The sequence below is a fragment of the Nitrospira sp. genome, assembly GCA_005116745.1.
GTDB lineage: Bacteria > Nitrospirota > Nitrospiria > Nitrospirales > Nitrospiraceae > Nitrospira_D.
This window is the reverse complement of sequence record SWDS01000001.1, coordinates 317,695-341,656: the sequence shown is the minus strand read 5'-3', so window position 1 is coordinate 341,656 and position 23,962 is coordinate 317,695. Positions and strand designations below refer to the sequence as shown.

Below are 23,962 nucleotides of genomic sequence, written 5' to 3'. Positions count from 1 at the left end.
GCACCACCACCCCATAACCAAATGATTCTGTTTGATTTTTAACCGGACACTAGTGGTCTGGCCTACGCATTGACTCGCCGTACCGCCACTCATCCTTCCTTCAGTGCCGACATTACCCTCTCACTTCAATCTCGTCTGTCCGACTCCGAGCTATCTCATCCAACCAGCACATGTTCAACCCAAGGTTTTTATGACTCGTCACCTGATTACCATGAAATTTTGGCTTGCTGAACCATCCATATTCAGTTGACCAGAATAAATCCGCAGCATGTCCTCTACCACCTTCTGTATCCAATCCGATCCACCGTGGAATCCATTTAGATACAGGCACAGGTTGTCCAACTCCGAAACACCTCGCCGAGGCCGTTGCAATACTAGGCTTTTTGCTTAAGCTGCACATGGCGCAAGAAATGCTTTAGCCATCCAATACAAAGTAGGTTCTCACGATGGCGTCTGGCGTGGATACTGACTTACGTGGCGGATATCCACCTGAACATTCTCACAGGTTTCAGACTATACACGCTCATCTGTCCGATATGGACAACGGAACGAGATCATTTCTACATCAACCCTGCCCGACACAACGACGGAGGTAACGGATGCCATTAAAAAAATACGGAGTGCTCAAAGGCAAAGCCATTGGGGGCAAGCGAGAAACCGAGGCCAGTTCTCCCCATTTCCAGATTCATATGGCAGCGGGTGACGTCCAGTACCGGATTGCGGTGAATGTGAAATCCCAACTCAGCCCATCCGAACTACTGTTCTTAGTCGATGACGATTTCCAGCACTCAATCACGGCGTCTCTACCGGAGTTCCCCATTGGATTCACACCCTTGCGAAGTCAACCCGGAGGACAGGCACTCGATTTCATTCGTGGCAATCTGTTCAATCGTCTTGACATGCGGCTCCTGCCACCAAATCTCCCTGGTCCGAACAATGATTTGAGTGATCAGATTGAGCACTATGTGGCTCGCGCGATTACTGAACCGGATGCGTTGATCTATGCGTTTGGAGAACGCTGGGGACCGGAGGAAGGTGTGCCCGACAAAATATTTGGCTTCACCCCGGGCAACGGCATTCACGACATTCATATGAATCAGGGGAATACTCCACGTTTTAAGAGTGACGACGGCGTTTGGCAGGATGGAGGCTTGCTGTTTGCCTTTCCAGGTTCCCGTCAATGGGTCGGGGTCTTCTTGGCGTTCCAATCCCAAGCCTGGCACACCGACGACCGCACCGGTCATGCCAGTCCCGACGTACCGAATCCTGGCCCCGGACCACAGCCAAGTCCAACGGAACCCGATCATCTCGTTCGGATCGTCGGTGCGCTAGTGAATCCGATCGGGCCAGCGCCGGAACAAGAAACGGTCACGTTGCTTAATGCATCACCGGAATCGATTGATCTGACTGGATGGAAGATTGCCGATCGGCTCAAGAAGACCCACACCCTCTCCGGCGTCATCAACCACGGTGCCACGTTCGTCGTCACGCTTCCCCAGACCGTTCAATTGGGAAACAAGGGTGGGATTATTACCCTGCTGAACAACAAGGGCTTAAAGGTGGACGGTGTTTCGTATACCGCCCAGCAGGCGAAACAAGAAGGATGGACGATCGTGTTCTAGTCGAGCATCACAGAGAATTGCGTTCGTGGTGAGGCCGTCGAACCACGAACGCAACACCACACAACCTCGCACCCTTCAACAAGCAGCAAGCTCAAACAAGCGGATTAGTATAGTGATTTCAGAGGCACAACATCCACGATGTGTTGACAACACTGCTAGCTGATCAGGCCTCACCCCGTTGACCAGCATAAATCACCAACCATTTCCTCCAACATCGGTTGTATCCAATCCGATCCATCACAGAATCTCTTTAGATACAGACACAGGCTGTTCAACGCTTAAACACATCGCCGAGGTCGTCGAAATGTCAGGCCTTCTCCCTTGAGATGCGTGTGGCGCAAGAAATGCTTTAGCTCCCAACAAGACAACGTACCGGAAGTCTTTCTGGAAGCCACTGAACAAGGCGAATAGGTGAGTCTGGCGCCAAAATTTTGTACCGCTGGGTGAATCCGCGAATAGGTGAAGATGGGTACCGCCCCTCACCGTAACTTAACGGAGTAGGTCCATGAATATCTTGCACTATCTGAACGTCCTAATAGGCTTCTCACTGGTCATGCTGCTGTTATCTATCGTGACGACTTTTGCCGCCCAAACATGGGTGCTCATATTCAAAACGAAAGGCAGAGCTGTCGGCAATGGGCTTGCAAGCATGCTAGAGGAAATTGGCTTTGAAAAAGCGTTTGCGAAGCAGAATGTGGATGCGCTTCTCAATAAAGGGAGTTCGATCTTTGGAAAGAAATTTGGGGGAGCACTAAATAAACTCAGCTCATATTTCCTGGCAGGGGCGCCAAAACACATAGGTCGCGAAGAGTTCGTGCTGCTCCTCTTGCGCAAAGCGGTCTCTGATAACGAGCTGGCCACCAAGTTAGGCTTTGCCGATGAAACTGGAGCCAAGAGTAAATTGCAGGAACTTGAAGAAGCGATTCTTGCGGAGGAAACCAAGGACCCGACGCTCCCGGCTCACCTGTGGCGCACGAAAGCCATGCAGAAAATAGTACCTGAGCTCGCATCAAAGATATTCGCCCGGTTTGATGACGTATTGGATCGCGCTACTGAAGATGTCAGCGCATTCGGGAAATTTCTTGGCATCCTTCTCACCTTACCCCTGCTCTTGATTAATTGGCCGGTGGACTCAATCGATTTATTTGATCGTTTAAACAAAGACCAAATCCTTAGCGCTAAACTAGCGACGGCAACCGAAACCAATCTCCCATCGCTTCAAAAGGCTTATGACGAGTTTCAAAAATGTCGAGATGGCAAGACTAGCCCGGATGTTAAGGACCCGTGCGAACAAAGTGGTCAAGCACTGAAAAAGGCTGCGAATGACATGATGCAGCTTGGTGAGGTGAAGGGGTTGTTTGGCGAGAATACGCCAAAGGAATTGGCTTGTAAAATTCCGATAGTCGACAGACCCATCCCATTCTTTGAGCATTGCAAGAGAGCTGAATTGACCTCCGGAATCTTTGTCACATGGATCCTCGTGAGCTTAGGAAGCGCGTTTTGGCTTGGCTTGTTGAACAAAATGTTGGGGCTCCGCTCAGAATTGAGTAAAAAACTCGAAGCGCAGAGAGAGTTTCGAGCCACGAGGCAAGCGTGAAACCTTGGCTGATCTGATCTACCGACAGGAACTGTTTGGACACACGATGATACACAGCGGTCCACATGAAGCCTAAAGCCCAGTGGATGCCTAGATCCACTTATCAGAACCGAATTCCGAAGAGTCCATGAGTTTTAACATCTACTTAAAAGCATTCGTCAACAACTGACTGGAATGGAGTAATCCCTATGGCTATTCAATATGTCTCGACGGATACAACACCGCTGTTTGAGGCTGCTACTGGCAACAAGAAATTACTGGAACTTCTGTGGGGGGATCACCTCGCGGTGCTGAGTGTTGCCGGGTCTCGCACAAAGGTGCGCACTCGCGGAAAGACCGGATTCGTAGATTCTGATGCGATCGGCGACGAATCCCTCTTGGAAGTGTACTTCATTGATGTCGGCCAGGGAGATGGTGTCTTGATCCGCACCCCCGATAACCGTCACATCATGCTCGATGGAGGATTCGATCGCACCAAGCAACCGACGGGCAAGAATGCGGCCGACTTCGTTGATTGGAAATTCGCCAAGGATTACGGTCTCAACCAGATCCACCTCGATGCGATGATTGCCTCGCATAACGATGCGGACCATTATGGCGGCCTGTCAGATCTGCTCGATACGTCGCAGAGTACGGAACTGGATACGGATGAAATCCTAGTCGATGCGTTCTATCACGCGGGCGTCGGCTGGTGGGTCAATCCTACCACTCATAAGCGGTGGTTAGGACCAACAACGGACGACAAGAAGTTCTTGACTCAACTGATGGACAAACGGGCACAAGTCGTGGCGGCGCTGAAGAATGATGCGGAGCCAAAACTGCAAGGCGAATGGGCGGACTTCATGAAGCACGTCACCAAGGCAAAAACCATCGCCGGGACCGCAACTCCGATCCAGAGGTTAAGCCAGGTTAATCGGTACCTTCCCGGATTTGATGGAAGCAACGGTGATGTGGCGATTCGTATCCTGGCTCCGTTCGAAACGACGATTAGGGGTAAACCTTCGCTCCACAACTTCGGTTCGTCCGCAAGTAAGAATACGAACGGCAATAGTCTTCTCCTGCGACTCGATTATGGCCGATCGAGAATCCTCCTGACAGGCGATCTCAATACCGACAGTCAACGCTCTCTATTAGAAGACTACGCTGGCAATCGGATGGAGTTCTTATGCGATGTTGCCAAGGCCTGCCACCACGGCAGCGATGATGTGTCGTACGAATTCTTGAGTGCCATGCGACCGGCTGTGACCGTGATTTCCTCCGGCGACAATGAAGGCCATGACCATCCACGCCCTGGTATCGTTGCGGCAAGCGCCACGACAGGCCATTTGGAGATCTCTCAAGATCAAATCGTGACTCCTCTGGTTTATTCGACGGAACTCGCTCAAAGTATTGCTCTCGGCAAGCCGAGGAAAGTAACCATCACGAGGGACGGTGAAACGACAACCATCGAGGCGACCCAACTGGACACGATCAAAATAGAAGCGCAAACAACGAAAGCCGGAGATCTCAGACCGACTACCGTCAAAAGACGACTCGATCGAACACAAATCGTCACTGGTCTCATCTATGGTTTGGTGAATGTCCGCACCGACGGGAAAACAATTTTATGTGCCACCCTGAATGAGAAAGATCATACATGGCAAGTAAAGAAAATTACTTCTCGCTTCTGATCCCTACGGCGATTGCACCACTGTTTACTTCTACCTGACGCCCCTTGGAGGCTCATCTGTGGTCGGGTCTTGTATCGTGTATCACTGCTTTTCTTTGAATTCAAAATCCAACGAATCGTCGAGGAGTAATCAAAAAGTACTGCGGTATAGTTGCGTCTTGCGATCTGCTATTTCATGGGCCGAGGAACAGACCATTGAATCGTCAAATCGCCGGGACTACAATTCGTCCGTCTGTTCATTGTCGCAGGTGTTGCTCTTCAAAGGAAAAACAACTTGAAGCTGAGACACTTCATCGCCATCGGTGGAATACTCTGGGCATCATCTGTCCAGGCCGAAAGCCCTATGGCCGCTCAAGTCTGTAGCCTGCTCTCATCCCCAAAGTTGGCTGCGGTCCAGTCTCGAATGGGAACGGGTGAAGGGTGTGCATGGCAATGGCCCAACGGTCAGGTGCTGTCAATGTACGTGCACATCGACCTCCAAAGCGAAACCGTGACAGAGACCAAACAGATCATCGACATCTCCTTGCAGAACCCGGAGTTCAAGCGATCGGCCTTCCCGGTTTGTACAGGAGGGGAGATGGTCATCGGTGACTTTCGAAACGGCAAAGGCCCTGGCGGCACCGGGTACACTCAGTGTTCGGGTTTTGTGCTGACCTTTAGCTTTCAAGGTGCCGATGCCCAAAAACATTTACCTAACATCGCCAAGCAGCTCTCTAGCACGACCTTGGCTCGCTAGCCCCCTGATCTTGTGAGGAAACGGTCGATTCTCAAATCGAGCCACATGCAGAACCTGATTCCGGGCTCGGCCTTGGCGCAGCCAGCGGTTAATCCCGTGAATGGGTCATGGGGGATCGATGTTCAAAACCAAGGAACTACCATTTGTGCAACTGAAAGGGTACGATCATGAAAAATGTTGAGATGAGCGTCGAAGGGTCTGTGTTGACGATTAGAGTGGACCTTTCAAAGGAATTCGGTCCCTCTTCAACAGGCAAGACCATCATCATTGCCTCGACGGAAGGGAACGTGACCATTCCGGATCGACAAGAGAAGATCGGGCTCAATGTGTATCGAAAAAAGTAGTGCGGCTCCCAGCCATTTGGCTCTACCTTCTTCCCCAACGAGACGGCGTTCTGTTCAGACCGTCTCTTGACAGATCAGATAGAGCGCTCCAGACGCAGCAATTCATCTATGATCCACAGGAAATTCTCATGGCTGTGGATAGCGATGCACGAGTCGATCTGATCAGTGACTCCCGAATGGCTTGCTTATGGCCACGGAATACACATTGCTAGGAATGCGCGAAAACATCGCAAAGCATACGCATGAGCCACTATTAGTGGTGGCTATTCCAAGAGGGTACATACGCCTAAAAAGTGGGCAGTTTGATGAATAGACATGTCATTGAAGCATAGTCCGACAAAGAAACAGACTTGTTCACAAGGTTATCCACAAAAGGTGGGGACCACGGCGTGAAGGCTTGCTCTGACCTTTCACCCTCCATGGGATGTCTGATACATCGCCTTCAAATTCGGACCTCTCTGCTCGTTTCTTGACACCCTTCGTGTATTTCTCCGACAATCTAGCCGATCCTGTGATCTGTACGCGCAAACCTTTGTGGCGATGAGTATGCGCTCTCACCAAGCAATCCGCAGCTCATGATTTGAGGTTCACTGCAATCACCAATCCGGTCGGTATTTATAGATTTCTTGAGGTAGTTATGAAACGCGTTTACGCAACGCTTACTGTCGTCACTTCAATGTTTCTAGCGGGGTGCGCTTCCCACACTGATAAGGCTGCAGGAGGATCGGATCGATCCGCACGGGTAACTGCGGGCGGGTACACGCAAGAAGGCTGTCTGCTCAATCTGAAGCTGACCGCGCGCGAAAGGAGCGTACGATTGATACCCGACGACGTGCAAGTGGAATCGAGCTGGCTCATGCTTATTTTCCCATTCTTGAATCAGGAAGCCTATCGGTGCTCGGGAAGTGTCATCGAACGAGTGAAACGGCCTACGAGCAAAGATCCGCTTTACCCAATGGAGTAATGCCGGCAGCGACTCGTCTCACTCAGTTCGCCGCTGTGTCCGAGCTTGCCTACTGATATAGCAACAGCCCACAGATGATGGACGAGCAGGCATCACATTAGGTGAAGGGCTTCACAGCCCCGTTGCAAAGTGAATCAGGAAGACGATAGGATTCTTTCTTCGTTTCCTCATTTACGGAGAGGGGAAGCGCCAACATCGATTGAGAGTTCAACACAGGCGCTTCCGCCTGTGCCTCGTGAACGGATTTCATGAACACATCAGTCTAGTGAAATTCGTTGATGAAGCGCGACTTCATTTATGGTCACTGCACCTTAGCAGCTTGTGGGTGAAACATGATCATCAAAACATTATCGGCCTTCACGCTTCTATCCCTCGCCATGTTCTGCGGAGTTGTGCCGTTTTCTCTGGCCGTTGGAGATGCAGCCGGCCAGTCGCCGCAAGATGAATTGAGCGTGACGAGAACCAATCTTCAGCAGGCCAGGCAAAGAATCGATGAGCTCGAGCGACAACTCGCTGCCGGCAATCTGGAGAATGCCAAGCGACGGATCGGTGAGTTAGTTATCCAACTCCATGCCAAAGATAATGAGATCACCGCCCTGCAATCCAATGCCTACGAGAACTCTAAGAAGCTTCGAGAGGATCTTGCGTCACAAACTGAGGAGATCAACCAGGCCAAACGTCGAGTCTCCGAAGTCGAACTACAGCTGACGACAGGGAAAGGGCAAGAATTGACGCAGGCCAAACGCCGCGCAGCCGACGCCGAACAACAGACAGCAAAGAAAGAGCAGGACCTGGCGCAGGCCAAGCGTCGCCTCACTGAAGTTGAACTACAGATGGCAGGGAAAGAACAGGAGCTGGCCCAGGCCAAACGCCGTGCAGCCGACACCGAACAACAGATAGCAGGAAAAGAACAGGAACTGACACAGACTAAACGCCGAATTGCCGAAGTCGAACTACAGATGGCAGGGAAGGAGCAAGAGCTGGCGCAGGCCAAACGTCGCTTTGCCGACGCCGAACAGCAGACGGCGCGGAAAGAGCAGGAACTGGCACAGGCCAGACGCCGCCCAGCCGAAGCAGAGCAACTGACGGCATCGGGGAAAGACCAAGATCTGGCGCAGGCCAAGCGTCGCCTCACTGAAGTCGAACTACAGATGGCGGGGAAAGAACAGGAACTGGCCCAAACCAAACGCCGTGCAACCGAAGTTGAACAGCAGACAGCGCGGAAAGAGCAAGAACTAGCGCAGCTCAAGGACGACCTCAAACAAGTCACGCAAAAGCTGGCGGATCTCAATCCTCAACTCATGGCAAGAGACACGGAACTCGCACGCACCAAGCAATTGTTGACAGACCTCGAACGCAATGCGTCCAAGCAAGCCGAGCCTGTTCCTGCCCAAGAGGACAGCGGTGCCGATAAAAACACGATTCCGCTGCAATCCCTCGATCAGAACCTAGCCGTGACGAACCTCCTCCCATCCTCCCCTGCCTCCCTCCCCGCGGTTGCAGATGACACAGAATCCTTATCAAGTAGCGACCTCGGGAAGATGAGCGAGAGTCTCGCCAGCCTCTTACAGCCCGAACTCAAGAAGGGCAGTGCAACGTTGAGGCAACGAGGCAATAAATTGACCCTCGCGTTTGCAACCACCGAATTGTTCCCCACCGGTGATGCTGCGGTGACCCTCGGAGGCACTTCGTTGCTCGAGCGGATCGGAGCTGTCCTGCACGGATTCCGCTACCAGAACATCGAGGTTGCCGGCCATACGGACAACGCGCCGCTCCGGAGCGACCCTCGGAAGGGCTTTCGGAATAATATCGAGCTCTCCCGGACCAGGGCGGAACATGCCATTCAAATATTGATCAACGGAGGGCTTGAGGCCGACCGCGTCAAAGCCATGGGGTACGCCGATAGCAACCCGATCGCGGCCAATGACACGGAAAAAGGCCGGAGTAAGAATCGACGAATAGAAATCGTGATTACGCAGTGGTCAGAGTCAGGTGGCACTGTGGGTGACACGAAGGCGCAGGTCGGGAAGAAACTCCAGGGCTTCTCCACTCAAACAGTAACCCATCGCTAACAGGGTGAATCTACTCCTGTCTCCTCCTGTTCGCTGACAGGAGGAGATCCTGAAGACTCCTCCCAATGAAGATCTCCGCAGCAAGCGAGACCTGTGATCGACAGCAGGAGAACATCGTGCTGTGCATGGCCGTGGAAAAGAAAACGGGGACATCCCAGATCGCACCGAGTGCAGACTCGGTCTCGATGCAATATCCCCGAATTCGACTCAATGCCCGATTTAGAAATCGCCGGCTTTGACGTAGGGGTGGCTCCAGAGCGTGATCTGGAGCAGACAGGACTTGACCCATGCCGCATACATCTTCTCAACATCCTCGGCCGAGTGCCCCTTCTTCGCAAGAAAGGGCTTCACTGTAACAGTCACTGGGAAAATGAGCGCGAAGAGATCGCGAAACGGCACGATCGCTGCTGACGCCGCGCCGTCCGTCTGGTTCTTCTTCGTGCGATGATGACGCAAGCCGATCTCAGGTTGATAATCGAGCCACTTCTGGTCGTACTCCGCACGAGCCGTGTCGAGAATCCACTGGCCGAATCGCTTGCGCACCCCACCCAAATAATCGCCGAGCGGCTTGCCGTCACTTTTACCGAGGAACGATTGGAGTAGATGTGGCTGGGATCCGACAAAGCCGTACCACACGTCCAAAATGGCTTCGACCTGGTCCGTGAAGTATTTACGTCTCTCGCACGATGTGGTGAAGTCCTCCTCGCCGAATAACGGCGCTCTTCTGCATCAATCCGAAATCAGCAAGGCTCACCGGCGACTTCGTGACCGCCGAAGTGCCGTAGGTATATCCAGAAATCTGCTGGCTCATAAGGGACACTCATTTCGTCTTGTTGCGATGGCCGCTCTCACAACGCAGGGCATGGCGACAACGCGCTGGCTGAGAGCAACTCTAGATCCAGGCGCTGCGCTGGTTATTGGACGATTGTGGGACAGGGCGCAGTGTATGAACCGTCGTTCGTCCCTTATGGGAAACAACGAACGGCCGCCGGCTCCACGCACTGCACATTACACATGACGTCTCTCAGCAGAATACCCCTCCGACTGTATCGCAGAGACAGTTGCCTTATCCAGGCGCTTCACCTTGCCATTGCCGTCCGTCGCCGCTAGTTTGGCCGACCCTTCGACCACGACACGCCCACTGACTGCATTCTTGACCACATGAGCGAAGGTAATCGACGCAGCCGTCATCTCGGGAACGACCGTCTCGATCACCAACGTTTCGCCATAGCGGGCAGGCGACCGATAATGCACCTCCGCATGCACGACGACAAACACCGTTCCTTCGGCCATGAGCCCTGCCACCGACAGCCCTCGATCTTCGAAGTAGTGGGTCCGGGCTCGTTCAAAATATTTCAGGTAATTGGCGTAGTAGACGACCCCGCCGCAGTCGGTGTCTTCGTAGTAGACGCGAATGTCCATGAGTGACCAGCTCTCAGCAGTCGGCCTCAGATCCAATATCTGACAACGCGCCACTGAAAGCTCATAGGTTCAAGACAGGAAACTTCGGCAGCGACGACGCCGCGACGCCGGTGAGTCGAATGACGACATCGTACAGCTGCTGCACGCGCTCCGCTTTGATAGGCTCGAAGCCGTGTCCCAGTACCGCATGGTTCGCGGCATCCAGTAACGGCTTCATCTTCGGCCATTCCTTGAGAAAGGCTTGGCCCAATTGATCGCCCAGTCCGGCCAACACACGAAACTGCGCTTGGAGCGGCAGCTTGTACTTACCATCAATGTCTTCGAGATAACAGGTTCGGCAGGTCTCTTGAAGCGCTTGCGGGAGCTGTCCCGGCGACACATCCCAACTCTTGATCTTGTGCGCCTTATAGAGCCGGACTTGCGCGAACGCCTCCAGCGCACGAACGAGCGCTGTCATCGCCCCTTCGGGGTCATGGCCGACATGGAGATGCCTGCCCACATACGCCAACAGGTCCAGCGCAAGGTATTCTTTGACCTCCGCAGGGTCCAGCACCAGCTTCTCAAGGAAACTCGCGTTGGCCTTCAGATGAGGTAGGATCGCAATCAATCCAGCCGGTCCGCCCCACAGCGACGCCATCTCCAGAGCCTTTGTCGCCGTTCTCAACTTGTCCCACGCTTGCCGGTACTGAAACCGTTCCCATGACTCGTAGCCCTCGGCCAAATCGGTGAAGGCACGATGGAGCGGCTTGTGCCCGCCACTCACTCGCAATTCTACGCCATGGAAGAGTTTGGCGGCGGCGCGAAAGAGACCCCGGTTAAATAACTCGCACCCTTCCCGACGTGACACAGTGGCTTGCTCATCCCACGGATTACTCTGGGTCCAGACGAGCGTCTTGGGACCCAACTCGACCCGATCGCCCTCCTGACCGTCTCGCGCCCGAGCCAGCTCGACCACCCGAGAAGTCCATGGGAGCGCCACCAAGGTAAGCGCACCCGCCATCGCCGGGGTGGCTCCACTCAGATCCACGACCAGCTCCCCCGGCTGTACTTCCCAAGTCCGCAAGAGATCTGGTAACGACCGGGCCATCGTCTGATAGAGAGAGGGGAACTCCATCACGTCTGCCAGCACGATCCAATCCCACCGCCTCGGCATCTGCTGGATCTTCGGCTGTATGTCCGATTCCACCAAAGCCTTACTTCCTTCAGGCAACACGAAACACAGGGCCTCCGGATTGAGCCTGTTGATCGAATAGACTGCCGCCGCCGCATCATCAACCAATGCGACCACGAGCGTCTTGATGGGTTGGTCTTGTGCCATCGCGCGCGGACTATATCATCGCCGTGAGTGCGTGATCAATTCACGGATGCCACACGGCACGCCGCTTGACGGGCTGAGGAATCGGGCTTAGACTTTTCCAGCATCACCATTTCCTCACACCATCTTACCGCACACAACGAGGGCTGTTCGATGATCTGGTGGTATTGGATGTTTCTGGGCCTGGCCTTGGTCGGCGCAGAGATGGCGTCTCCCGGAGGGTTTTACCTCTTGTTCTTCGGCATCGCCGCCGTGATGGTCGGTGCCCTGACCGGTCTGGATGTCATCACAGCCGACTGGCTCCAGTGGCTGTTGTTCTCCATTGTGGCGATCCTCTCGTTGCTGCTGTTACGCGGGCCATTGATTCACCTGACACAACGGCATCCCCCGCAAGCGATGGACACCATGATCGGAGAGACGGCGATCCTTCTTGACGAACTCCAGCCCGGACACACCGGAAAAGCCGAGTTGCGTGGTTCCACATGGAGCGCGAGGAATGTCGGAACCGTTCTCCTTTCGTCAGGTCAACGCGCAACAGTCACCAAGGTGGATGGTTTGATGCTCTGGGTCCAACCAGAATAACGGGCGTAAATCAACGAGGTGAGGGCATGGAAGGCGGAACGTTAGTCGTCATCGTCCTGTCAGTCATCGTGCTAATCGTCATCGCGAAGACGGCGGTCGTCGTCCCTCAACAGAGCGCCTATGTCGTGGAGCGCTTAGGTAAATACGGTTCGACGCTGGATGCGGGATTCCACATCTTGGTGCCGTTCATCGACGTGATCCGATACAGGCACATGCTGAAGGAAAGCGCCGTCGATATTCCTGAGCAAGTCTGCATTACGCGCGACAACGTTCAGGTACATGTCGATGGAATCCTGTATATGCGGGTCCTGAATCCGGAACGCGCATCCTACGGAATCAGCGACTATCAGTTTGCGCTCACGCAATTGGCCCAGACGGCGCTGAGAAGTGAGATCGGAAAAATCGAACTGGACAAGACATTCGAAGCCCGAACCACGATCAATGCTCAGGTGGTCAACGAATTGGATAAAGCATCGGAGCCTTGGGGCGTCAAAGTCCTCCGCTACGAAATCAAAAACATCACCCCGCCGAAGGATGTCCTGAACGCGATGGAGAAACAGATGCGTGCGGAACGTGAGAAGCGCGCATTGATTTTGACCTCAGAAGGCGAACGTGATGCCGCGATCAACCAGGCGGAAGGTGAAAAACAACAAGTGATCAAGGCATCGGAAGCCAAGAAGCAGCAACAGATCAATGAAGCCGAGGGCGCCGCATCTGCCATTCTCGCCATTGCACAGGCCACGGCAGAGGGTCTCCGAAGAGTCGCTGAAACAATTCAGGTTCCCGGAGGGCAAGAGGCCGTTCAGCTCCGCGTCGCGGAGCAGTACATCACCAAGTTCGGAGAGTTGGCGAAAACGACCAATACCCTGATCCTGCCGGCAAGCGTGTCCGATGTCGGCTCAATGATCGCACTGGCGATGAATGCCATGAGACAACCTGGGATTTCACCTCTCGCGAAGTCGTAACGGAACACCCGTTCCGTTTGACAGGATCAATGACCTCGCCTAGAATCGCGCCCATGAAGGATTCAGTCTTGGCGGCGTTTACCGATAGCGCAAGCGTGAAACAGAAGTTCGCGTGTGAATATGCCGACCAGATCGTCCAAGTCGCACAGCTGCTCGCAGCGGCCTTTCGCGACGGCTATAAAGTCTTGTTGTTCGGCAACGGTGGCAGCGCCACCGATGCGGCCCACATTGCGGCGGAGTTCGTCGGACGGTACAAGGCCGACCGCATGCCGTTGCCCGCAATTGCCTTAGCGACGGACATTGCCGCCATTACCTGCATTGCGAATGACTATGGGTACGAAGAACTCTTTGCCCGCCAGGTGCGCGCGCATGGCCGAAAAGGGGACATTGCGATTGGCATCAGCACCAGCGGGAATTCTCCAAACGTGCTGAAAGGTGTCGCGGCGGCCCGCGACGGTGGCCTGACTACGATCGCCTGGACAGGCGCCAATGGCGGAAAGCTGGCCGCGTTGGTCGATTACCCTTTCATCGTTCCATCTACGGTCACGTCTCGGATTCAAGAAAGTCACATCACGCTCGGCCACGTCCTGTGCGAACTAGTAGAGGATCATCTCCTTGGGAAAGCGTCCTGATCGGACTCCCTTAACTCGGCCGCCCGCCTTGATCCCTCCGATCAACGCGTCTGACCTCAAGACCTATCCGCTCAAAAAACGACACAGCAAGGTTCGGCTTTCAGACTTGGCCGCGCCATGGAAACGCGGAGGGACTTTCTCAACCTTCTCGTCCCGTCTTCCAAACATCCTCGCGGTCACAACACTGCGGGCCGTCACCCAGGCCATCGTGAAGGCGCATCGAAGGCGCCGCCCCGTCATCCTCGGGATCGGCGCCCATGTCATCAAGGTGGGGCTGTCCCCGATCATCACGGACTTGATGGAACGAGGCATTATCACGGCAGTGGCCATGAACGGGGCAGGAATTATTCACGACTTCGAATTAGCCCTCATGGGCCATACCTCCGAAGAAGTCGATGCCGAGATCGACAATGGCCGGTTTGGCATGGCGGAAGAAACGGGCCGGATTCTGAATGACGCCATCACGCGTGGCGCGAAAGACGGTCAGGGGCTGGGTGAAGCCATCGGGCGCTACATGAACCACACAGCCGATCAATTCCCGAATCGAGCCGTCAGTATTCTCGCCACAGGCGCGACACTCGGCATTCCGGTGACCGTGCATGTCGCGGTCGGAACCGACATTATCCACATGCACCCTTCGGCGGACGGCGCAGCCATCGGAGCCACGTCTCTCCTGGACTTCAGGCGTTTGACCGCTGTCGTCGCTGGGATGGAAGGGGGCGTCTACCTGAACGTCGGCTCGGCGGTGATTTTGCCAGAGGTCTTTCTCAAAACACTGTCATTAGGGAGAAACCTCGGCCATCCGATCGCCAACATTACGACCGTGAATATGGACTTTCTCTCCCATTACCGACCGCAGACCAACGTCGTGCGGCGCCCCACGCAAAAGGGCGGTCAGGGCTATTCCTTGACTGGCCACCACGAGATCATGCTGCCGTTACTCGCGGCGGCTGTGCTGGAGGAATTAGGATGAGTCCATCCTCGTCCGCCCCGAGCCTGTCGGTACTCCTTTCTTCAGAATGGCTACAGGCTCGTTGGCAGCACTTGAACACACAGTACTTTGCCGGTTCACTGAAGCCGATCGAGATCGTCTGGAGTCAGCGCCTGACCTCCTCGGTTGGGATGTTTGCCTGTCGCGAAGGGCCAAAGACCTTCTCCCCCCTCACCCTGACTCACAGCCGTCGAGAAATTCGCCTGTCTCTCCCGCTCTTTGAACAGCTCACCGCACGGACACCCTACGCGGAACAGGAGCTGCTCAACACCTTGGCTCATGAAATGATTCATCAATGGCAATTCGATGTATTGAAACGTCGGCCTGATCATGGCCTGGAGTTTTTGCGGAAGATGGCGCACATGAATCGAACAGGAACAGTCGCCGTAACGACGTACCACACGCTAGAGAAGGAAGTACTGGCCTTAACGAAATTCGCCTGGCGATGCCAAGACTGCGGGCGACTCTATCGACGGCACCGAAGAACGATCCAGCCAAAGCGCCATCACTGCGGATTCTGTCACGGCGCCTTGCAGGAACTCCTGTCGCCAACTCAACTGATCGAGGATCGTCCCACGCCCTACCCAACTCATGCCTTAACCCCATCACCCAGGTCAGCCGGACCGACTACGCAAGCCAAAGCGCCAGAGCAATTGATGCTTGAGTTGACCTGAGAGGGGGCGCGGATAGGAAAATGTGAGCTATGCGGCTTCTCGGCTTTTATCGGGTCCGAACCGTCCCTGTTCCTGATTCACTCGGTGCAGGACGCCAGCCAGTGCGTCTACCGAAATAGGTTTGGAGAGATAGTCGTCCATTCCCGCAGCCAGACACTGTTCACGGTCTCCCTGCATGGCGTTTGCCGTCATGGCAATAATCAGCACCCGCCGGGAAGTTTCACGTTCCGGGCAACGAGTTTCTGGTTGGAGGCCGGCAGGTTCCGAGCTTGAGCCTGAGACCTGAAAATCGCAACTCGAAACAGTTCCGGCCGCCTCATATTCGCGAATGAGGCTTGTCGCTTCGAAGCCATCCATGTCTGGCATCTGGCAATCCATGAACACCACATCATAGCGTATGCGTGATACCGCCTCGACGGCCTCACGCCCGTTGGCCACGACATCGATTCGATACCCCAACCGCTGGAAGAGGCGAACGGCTACTTTTTGATTGATGATGTTATCCTCGGCCAGAAGAATACGGAGATCCACCTTGGCCTGGGTCTCAGCAAGGGTGTGCCGAGTAATGAGTGGCGGCGAATCTCTCGTGGTCGACTGACCTGAGCTGCCGGGGCGCTGCGCGAGGACCGCGACGAGACAATCATGTAACTGCCGTTCACGAATCGGCTTGGTCAGGTAGGCTGCGAGTCCCGCTTCTTTGGCCGTCTTCGCATCTCCCCGTCGACCGAACGACGTGAGCAGCACAAGTTTGGTCTCGCCTCCTTCAGCCTGTGCCTGTATCGCACGTGCCAATTCAATCCCATCCGTCGGACTCATATCCACATCCAAGAGCGCCAGATTGAACCGTGGTTGCCCGTGCCGACCGCTCAAAACATCCAACGCCTCGGAGCCGCTGTGGATGAGTGTCGGTTGCATGCCCCATTTCTTCGTCATCAGCTCCAAGATCCTTCGATTGATGGCCTTATCATCCACAATCAAGATGCGGAGACCTGCCAACACAGCGGCAGCGGGATCGGCACTGCGGGAGCCATCAGGCTGCTTGTCCAAATTCATCGTGAACCAGAAACAGCTCCCCTCCCCAACTCGGCTCATCACCCCAATCGTTCCTCCCATCATCTCGACAAGACGTTTGGAAATCGCAAGACCGAGACCGGTCCCACCATATTTCCTCGTCGTCGACCCATCGGCCTGGCTGAACGACCGAAACAGCCGTTCTTGGGCTTGCTCAGAAATTCCGATGCCGGTGTCTGTGACGGCAACGCGAATCCTCGCATCCTCCGTCGATTGAGCCTCAACCGTCACTTCCACCACCACATCGCCGCGTTCGGTAAACTTGATGGCGTTCGCCGTTAAGTTCATCACCACCTGCCGGAGGCGACCCGGATCACCACACAGATTGCGCGGCACATCGGCGTGGAAGAGACAGGCCAGATTGAGCCCTTTGGATGACGCACGTTCAGCCACAAGATCCAACGACTCGTCGATGGCAAGACGAAGATCAAATTCAATCGTCTCTAAATCCAGTTTCCCTGCTTCAATCTTGGAGAAATCGAGAATGTCGTTGATGATCGTTAACAAATGATGGCCGCAGGTCCGAACGATTTCAGCGGACTCCCTCTGCTCGTCAGTCAGGTTCGTATCAAGCAATAGATCTGTCATGCCGATCACACCGTTCATCGGTGTCCGGATTTCGTGGCTCATGGTCGCCAGGAACGCCGACTTGGCCTCGGTGGCGGCTTTGGCCTCTCGCAAGGCAGCATCCAGCTGCTGATTGACATGCTCCAACTGTCGGGCATAATTCTTCTGTGCGTGCTCCGCTTCTTTCCGGCTCGTGATGTCTCGGATAAATGCACTGAAGATGACGGCCCCCTCGAGGGCTAGCGGCGTCATGGCGATTTCAACTGGAAATTCACGACCGTCGCGTCTAAGCCCGATCATTTCGACCAGCCGGTTTGAGAGGAGCGAGTCCTGGGGTTCAAGAAGCCGCTGAACATATGCGCGATAGCTGAGGCATTGGGACGGTGGAAAGATCGTGTCGGCAACATTACGCCCGATCACCTCATGTGCAGACCAGCCAAATACCTGCTCAGCCTGGGCATTCCACTCGGTAATCCGGCCTGTACGATCCATCGTCATCACAGCGTCGAGAGCCGTATCAATAATCAAGCTGGTACGGGCTTCGTTCTCATGCAGTGCCGCTTCCACTTCCGTTCGTTCGACGAACAGGCCGATCTGTCTTCCGACCGTGCCCAAAGACCTCAGTAAATCCCAATCCTTGGCCTGAGGCTCGCTGCTGAAGAGCTCGATGACGCCGTAGACGTGAGCCCTCAGCCAGATAGGAAACGCACAGGCCGCGTGCAGCATTCCCATCGCTTCGACAGGCCCACGCGTCAAGAGAGGGTCTCTCGCGATGTCCGCTACCCACAGCGGCTCCCCACGGGCCCAACAGTGCCCCGGCAGATCAGCCCCGGCCGCGTAGACCTCCTGCCGCCTTCTTCTCATGAACTCCTGCACCATCGTAGTATCAACCGCCCAGTCCTGCGTGCAGACAATGGTTCGCCGGTCGTCTTGCACCCGCCAGAACAGACCGACATGCCAATCGAGATTCACGACAAGAGCCTGGAGGAGGTCGGGGACCGCTTGCTCGACCGTCGAGGCACCTGCGAGCACTTTGGCCACTGCATGCTGGAGAGCTTGCCGACGATCGGCGCTCCGTTGCTCTGTCACATCCCGGACGACACTGAGGACCGCATGCACCGTGCCATCACTGGCTGGAAGTGGGACGAATGTGATCTCGACCCACCGGACCTGCCCCGCTAGTCCGACGAACCGCCCCTTTCCACAGGTTTCCCGGCCTTCCCCAGCCGCCTTATGCATTTCTTCGATCTGTAGACAATCGTTCGTCTGGATATACGTTCGAATATCTGTCCCCACGATCTCTTCTGGAAATCCCGCATCGAAGAGGAGACAGCCCGCAGGATTGAGTTGAAGCACCCGGTAGTCGAGCCCGATGACCAATATCCCATGGGGTTCAGCTTCCAACATACTCCGGAGTCGCTGCTCATTTTCCTGAAATCGGATTCTTTCGGCCTCCGCGAAGACCCGATCAGTCCGCGCTCGCCAGGATGTCTGTATAAGGAAAAAGATTAAGGAAGCGATCAGCAAAACATTGGCCGCTGCAATGATCCAGACCATGCTCACGCCATCCACCATCATCACCCACGCTCCAGGCACACCCATGACGCCAGGCCAGGTCTCTTACCAGGCCTTCCAGTCCGTTATGTGCTGTACCGATCCATTATGTGGCAACTTGTCCGGCAACACCAGGATTCTGCTGAAACATCGTGTGCGTCACGTCAGAAAACCTAGACGGCAGACACCGTCCAGCCCAATCCTCTTTCCATGTAGCCGACAGCACGATCTGCACGGTATGATGGGGCCATGATCACCAAAGTAGTGTCTCGCAATCAACTCCTCTCCGTGCTTTCCGGTGAACGGACAAAGGGAAAACGGATCGTGTTCACAAACGGCTGTTTCGACCTGATGCACATCGGGCATACCCGGTATCTACAGGCAACCAAGGCACTGGGCGATATCCTGGTCGTCGGGGTGAATAGTGATGTCTCGGTTCGTACGCTGGACAAGGCACCCGACCGACCGATCGTGCCGGAGGCACAACGGGCTGAGGTGCTGGCAGCCTTAGGCTGTGTGGATTTCGTAGTCATTTTTGACGAATCTGACCCTCGCCAGCTTATCGCAGCCGTCCAACCGGATGTCCTGGTCAAGGGAGGGGATTGGATGATTGACCAGATCATCGGCCGCGAATTGGTTGAAGCTCGTGGAGGTGTCGTCAAGACGATCCCGCTGGTTCCCGGTCTCTCCACCACCGGTCTTCTTCAACGCATACGGTCAACCGCGACGTGATACGTGTCTGACGCCACCGTCCAACCTACAGCCTGGCTTGCTCCGCTTCGTTTGGCACTCGACCACGAGAAGGCACGTGTCTGCCTTCTCGGAGCGCACGGGCCGACATCAGCCTGCGCCCTGACGCTACTCCATCGCGGCAGCCCATGGGTCGTTGTGACCGCGAGCGACGAGTCCGCCGAACGAATGTTCAATGACTTGTGCTTCTTCTATGGACTCATGGGTCGTCCGGTCGAGGACCTCGCCTGGTTCCCGGAATGGGAAACGCTTCCCTATGAAGCAACGGCGCCGCATGTCGGGTTGATTGCACACCGGATGACGACACTCCATCGCCTGCTTATCAACCCACCCACCATTCTCGTCACCTCCGTCGCCGCTGCCATGCATCGTGTGATTCCACGCTCGACATTTGAGCAAGCAATCTTTCACTTCCAAACGGGTGCCGCCTTCGAACGGGAATCGCTGATCACCAACCTCCTTCGCCTGGGATACCGACGAGTGTCCGTCGTGGAAATTCCTGGAGAATTCAGCGTCCGTGGCGGCATCATTGATGTCTTCTCGACCGCATACGTTAATCCGGTCCGCGTGGAGTTTCTCGGAGATCATGTCGAATCCATTCGCCTGTTCGACTCCTCGACCCAGACCTCCATCGCAAAATTAAACGAGGGCTGGGTGTTGCCTGCGCGGGAGTTCGTTCGACCTCCACAGGACCCGGAAGCAATTGTACCCATCGAAGCAGATGCTGAGTGGCGAAGCCCTGACTTGTACGATTCCATGGACACACTGTTCGACTATCTCACTACCGCTCCGTTCCTCGCGCTCGATCAACCAGAGGCCCTGAAGAAGGCCTGTGAGACGGCCTGGGAAAAGATCGACGACGGATATCTCCACCATGTCGACCGGGATGCGACACAGCCATATCCCTCACCCGAACGACTCTTTCTCACCTGGGAGGGCATCCAACAGCGGATCGCGCCCTGGCCCATGTTGGCTCTTGAGCCTCTCACGGCGCCGGACTCGACCTGGGATCAGACGTTTTCGTTCTCCGCCCAAGCGCCAGGCAGCATTGGACTCGGAATCAGGGGTACCGCCTTCAGTCAGACACTGGGCCTGTTAGAAGGACTCCGGAACGAACATCGGGTCGTCTTGGTGGCCCGAAGCCGCGGGCAGGTTGATCGCTTGCTTGCCTTACTCCGAGAGCACGATTTACCTGCCGACCCATGGAACCCAACGGCCTGGTCGAGCCAGAGGACCGGAAAGCTCCCGTTTTATGTCCTGCACGGCGATCTGTCGGCGGGGTTTCTCTCTGGAGACCTTCGGCTCGCGCTGCTGACAGAAGAAGAGCTCTTTGCGAAGGGTGCCCGCCATAAACCACAGCCGAAAAGCAGAACCGCAACCTTCCTCTCTTCGCTGGAGGATCTGAGCGTGGGCGATTACGTCGTACACGTTCAGCACGGCATCGCCAAATATCGAGGACTCAAGCGCCTGTCGGTCCAGGATTTTGAGAGTGACTTCCTGATTCTCGAGTTCTCCGGTGGAGATACCCTCTATGTTCCGCTCGACCGATTGAATCAGGTGCAACGGTACGGCGGGGCCGAAGGCCATGTCCCTCGACTGGATCGCCTGGGTGGTACCAGTTGGGCCAAGACCACGGCGCGGGTGAAGAAAAATATCGAGGAAATGGCCCAAGAATTGATCGATCTCTACGCAAGCCGCGAACTGGTGAAACGGAATGCGTATGGTACGACCACGACCCTGTACCACGAATTCGAAGCCGCCTTTGAGTACGAAGAAACAGCGGATCAGCTCAGGGCCATCGGGGACATCGGCCGCGACATGGAGTCGACCAAGCCCATGGATCGGCTGGTCTGCGGGGACGTCGGTTACGGAAAGACCGAAGTCGCCATGCGCGCAGCCTTCAAGGCTGTGGAACATGACCGCCAAGTGGCAGTGCTGGTCCCGACGACGCTCCTGGCCCATCAACACTATGAGAACTTTTCCGAACGATTCGCGCCCTTTCCAATGCGCGTCGCGCTGCTCTCACGGTTTCAATCGTCCAAGGAGACGAAGGCGACCCTGAAGGATGTCGGCGCGGGAACCGTCGATGTCGTGATCGGCACTCACCGTCTGCTGCAGAAAGACGTGGTGTTCCGGCAACTCGGCCTCGTGATCATCGACGAAGAGCAATGGTTCGGCGTCAAGCATAAGGAGCGGCTGAAGCAACTGCGCACCCAGATCGACGTGCTGACGTTAACCGCCACCCCCATTCCACGTACCCTCCAAATGGCGATGTCGAGCGTGCGAGATCTCTCGATCATCGATACCCCGCCGGCCGGACGATTGGCGATTAAGACGGAGGTGGTCCGGTTCAGCGAGAAGGCCGTACGAGACGCGATCTTGCGGGAACTCGGGCGTGGAGGACAGATCTATTTTGTCCACAATCGGGTCGAAACTATGGAGCGAATTGGGGCATGGCTGCACCAATTGGTTCCCGAAGCCCGGATGGTGATGGCCCACGGCCAGATGGATGCGAGGCCGCTGGAAGCGGTGATGCTGAAATTCGTGAAGCGCGAGGCGGATGTCCTGATCGCGTCGGCCATCATCCAGTCCGGACTCGATGTCCCCAACGCCAACACCATTATCGTCAATCGAGCTGATCTGTTCGGCCTCGCACAGTTGTACCAGTTACGCGGACGAGTCGGACGGGGTGGAGAGCAAGCCTACGCCTACTTCCTTATTCCCGATGAAGGGACACTGACCGGCGATGCCCAGAAGCGATTGATCGCGATTCAACAGTTCACGGAGCTTGGATCCGGGTTCCGCATCGCTGCAGCGGACATGGAGATCCGAGGAGCCGGCAACCTTCTGGGCAAGCAGCAGTCTGGTCATATCGCCGCGATCGGGTTGGATCTCTACATGCAAATGGTAGAGCAGGCGGTTCAGCGGTTGAAGGGACATGTGATCGAGGAGGACCCTGACCCGACGCTGCAGTTCCCAGTTTCAGCGTTTATTCCGGAGCACTATGTCACCGACCCGCACCACCGCCTGTCCCTCTATAAACGGCTGACCGCTTGTGGTCAAATCGGCGAGCTGGCCCTGCTGCATGGGGAAATTCAGGACCGTTATGGTCCCCCTCCGGAACCAGTCGAACGACTGCTTGAAGTCATGCAACTCCGGACCCACGCCAAACGCCTGCGCCTGGCCTCGATCGAAGTACACGACCAGACGACCAAAGTTGTGTTTCACCCGAAGGCCATCATCCCTGAGCACTCCGTCCACCGCTTGATGGACCAGCTGAAGAAGCGGCTGCAGTTCCTGAGCCCCCTCGCTTTTGAGATTCAGATGCGTCAGAGCGACTGGCCCTCGCTTTTTTCGGAACTCAACGCAATCTTGCAAAGCCTCGATCTCTGTGATACCAAGACCATCCAGAGGGATACGAATGTCTCGTAATCGAGATCCACATGTACCTCGACGTATGATGCCCTTCCGGTTGCTAATCTTCTGTAGGACGTATTGTCTCCCTGGGCTGTTTGCCAGCCTCTTAGCCGGTTTGGGGCCGGTGATGGTGGGGTGTGCCGAGCGACAGGAAGAACCGGTTGTTGCCCTGGTGAATGGGCGCGCCATCACCCAAACCGAATTCGATCTACGCTGGGGCGAGCTTTCCAAGGCCACACGCTCCCGCTACGAGAAGGAGGGGGGTAAGCAACGGTTCCTGGATGAACTTATCACCCGAGAGCTGTTGATGCAGGAAGCTCGCCGCCGGGGGCTTGATCAAGACGATACGATTCGAGACAAGACACAACGGTATAAAGAGCAGTTGGTTCTCGACGAGCTATTGAAAGACAAGCTCCAATCGAAGGTCGAGCTCACCCAGGCCGAACTCGACGCCTACTACGAAAAACACGCCAGCCAACTTTTGGATCCCTTGAAGGCCAATGTCTCGGCGATGCTTCTCCCCAATGTATATGCCGCCAAAGACCTTGAAGCACAGGTAAATCGAGGCGGTAATTTTGCCAAGTTTGCGCAGCGCTACTCGATCGACGAAAAAACGAGATCCAAGGGCGGCGAGCTCGGACCCTATCGAAAAGGTCTGGTCCTCCCCGAAGTCGACGCGGTCCTCCACACCCTCAAACTCGGGATCGTCAGTGCGCCGATTAAGACTGACCAGGGCTACTACCTCGTCATGTTGACCCCGCTTGACGAGACTGTTATTCAAGCCGATTTAGCGAAGCAGGAACGGCTTCGGCAAGAATTACTGGCCGATAAGCGCCGTAAACAATTCGAAGAAGTCATCGCCGACATTCGGGCCAATGCCGCTGTTCGCTTCGCTGAAGCCTCCCGCTATATCACCGAGGACACTGGGAAACGTTAGCGCTCACTCGATTTCCACGAACCCGCTGCTTCGTGTAGAATCAGAATCATGCATCAGAGCTCTCTACCTTGAGATGAACGC

Annotated in this window: 17 protein-coding genes and 1 pseudogene; 14 read left to right on the top strand and 4 right to left on the bottom strand. The window is 55.3% G+C overall.

Features of this window, described 5'->3' with window-relative positions; genetic code table 11:
* The first annotated feature begins 599 nt into the window (after positions 1-599).
* From E8D52_01620 to E8D52_01595, 6 genes are all read left to right on the top strand, one after another.
* A complete protein-coding gene (locus tag E8D52_01620; GenBank protein ID TKB70818.1) occupies positions 600-1,622 on the top strand; it encodes a DUF2278 family protein in 1,023 nt (340 codons plus the stop codon).
* Positions 1,623-2,127: 505 nt separating this feature from the next.
* A complete protein-coding gene (locus tag E8D52_01615) occupies positions 2,128-3,219 on the top strand; it encodes a hypothetical protein (protein TKB70817.1) in 1,092 nt (363 codons plus the stop codon).
* 188 nt (positions 3,220-3,407) lie between these two features.
* The gene (locus E8D52_01610; GenBank protein ID TKB70816.1) at positions 3,408-4,889 is read left to right on the top strand and encodes a hypothetical protein; all 1,482 of its coding nucleotides are present in this window, start codon (positions 3,408-3,410) and stop codon (positions 4,887-4,889) included.
* Positions 4,890-5,162: 273 nt separating this feature from the next.
* Entirely contained in the window at positions 5,163-5,624 is a 462-nt protein-coding gene (locus tag E8D52_01605; protein TKB70815.1) for a hypothetical protein, read from the top strand.
* Between the two features lie 981 nt (positions 5,625-6,605).
* Complete coding sequence (locus E8D52_01600; protein ID TKB70814.1) at positions 6,606-6,932, top strand: hypothetical protein; 327 nt, start codon at positions 6,606-6,608, stop codon at positions 6,930-6,932.
* 332 nt (positions 6,933-7,264) lie between these two features.
* Positions 7,265-9,004: a hypothetical protein gene (locus E8D52_01595; GenBank protein TKB70813.1), complete on the top strand. Its 1,740-nt coding sequence runs from the start codon at positions 7,265-7,267 to the stop codon at positions 9,002-9,004.
* Positions 9,005-9,223: 219 nt separating this feature from the next.
* On the opposite strand, the pseudogene E8D52_01590 reads toward E8D52_01595, so the two are convergent.
* The 3 genes and pseudogenes from E8D52_01590 to E8D52_01580 form a co-directional block, all read right to left on the bottom strand.
* A pseudogene (locus E8D52_01590) lies at positions 9,224-9,815 on the bottom strand (protogloblin ApPgb).
* 197 nt (positions 9,816-10,012) lie between these two features.
* On the bottom strand, positions 10,013-10,426 hold the full coding sequence (locus tag E8D52_01585) for a YbgC/FadM family acyl-CoA thioesterase (GenBank protein ID TKB70812.1): 414 nt from the start codon (positions 10,424-10,426) through the stop codon (positions 10,013-10,015).
* Positions 10,427-10,487: 61 nt separating this feature from the next.
* Positions 10,488-11,744: a TIGR02710 family CRISPR-associated protein gene (locus tag E8D52_01580; GenBank protein ID TKB70811.1), complete on the bottom strand. Its 1,257-nt coding sequence runs from the start codon at positions 11,742-11,744 to the stop codon at positions 10,488-10,490.
* Positions 11,745-11,894: 150 nt separating this feature from the next.
* On the opposite strand from E8D52_01580, the gene E8D52_01575 reads away from it, so the two are divergent.
* From E8D52_01575 to E8D52_01555, 5 genes are read left to right on the top strand one after another with little or no spacing between them, the layout of a single operon-like run.
* Entirely contained in the window at positions 11,895-12,323 is a 429-nt protein-coding gene (locus E8D52_01575; protein TKB70810.1) for an NfeD family protein, read from the top strand.
* A gap of 26 nt (positions 12,324-12,349) precedes the next feature.
* Positions 12,350-13,288, top strand: a complete 939-nt coding sequence (locus E8D52_01570; protein TKB70809.1) for a paraslipin — start codon at positions 12,350-12,352, stop codon at positions 13,286-13,288.
* 53 nt (positions 13,289-13,341) lie between these two features.
* On the top strand, positions 13,342-13,920 hold the full coding sequence (locus tag E8D52_01565) for a D-sedoheptulose 7-phosphate isomerase (GenBank protein ID TKB70808.1): 579 nt from the start codon (positions 13,342-13,344) through the stop codon (positions 13,918-13,920).
* Complete coding sequence (locus E8D52_01560; GenBank protein TKB70807.1) at positions 13,895-14,893, top strand: hypothetical protein; 999 nt, start codon at positions 13,895-13,897, stop codon at positions 14,891-14,893. Before E8D52_01565 ends, E8D52_01560 begins: the two co-directional genes overlap by 26 nt.
* Positions 14,890-15,585, top strand: coding sequence for a hypothetical protein (locus E8D52_01555; GenBank protein TKB70806.1), 696 nt, complete (start codon positions 14,890-14,892; stop codon positions 15,583-15,585). Before E8D52_01560 ends, E8D52_01555 begins: the two co-directional genes overlap by 4 nt.
* Before the next feature lie 27 nt (positions 15,586-15,612).
* Here the strand turns inward: E8D52_01555 and E8D52_01550 are convergent, their stop codons facing one another.
* A complete protein-coding gene (locus E8D52_01550; GenBank protein TKB70805.1) occupies positions 15,613-18,825 on the bottom strand; it encodes a response regulator in 3,213 nt (1,070 codons plus the stop codon).
* Positions 18,826-19,026: 201 nt separating this feature from the next.
* On the opposite strand from E8D52_01550, the gene rfaE2 reads away from it, so the two are divergent.
* The 3 genes from rfaE2 to E8D52_01535 are packed head-to-tail and all read left to right on the top strand — an operon-like array spanning position 19,027 to position 23,881.
* Positions 19,027-19,509: a D-glycero-beta-D-manno-heptose 1-phosphate adenylyltransferase gene (gene rfaE2, locus E8D52_01545; GenBank protein ID TKB70804.1), complete on the top strand. Its 483-nt coding sequence runs from the start codon at positions 19,027-19,029 to the stop codon at positions 19,507-19,509.
* A gap of 3 nt (positions 19,510-19,512) precedes the next feature.
* Positions 19,513-22,959, top strand: a complete 3,447-nt coding sequence (gene mfd / locus E8D52_01540; GenBank protein TKB70803.1) for a transcription-repair coupling factor — start codon at positions 19,513-19,515, stop codon at positions 22,957-22,959.
* Positions 22,949-23,881, top strand: a complete 933-nt coding sequence (locus tag E8D52_01535; protein TKB70802.1) for a hypothetical protein — start codon at positions 22,949-22,951, stop codon at positions 23,879-23,881. The genes mfd and E8D52_01535 overlap by 11 nt, the downstream gene beginning before the upstream one ends.
* Positions 23,882-23,962: the final 81 nt, after the last annotated feature.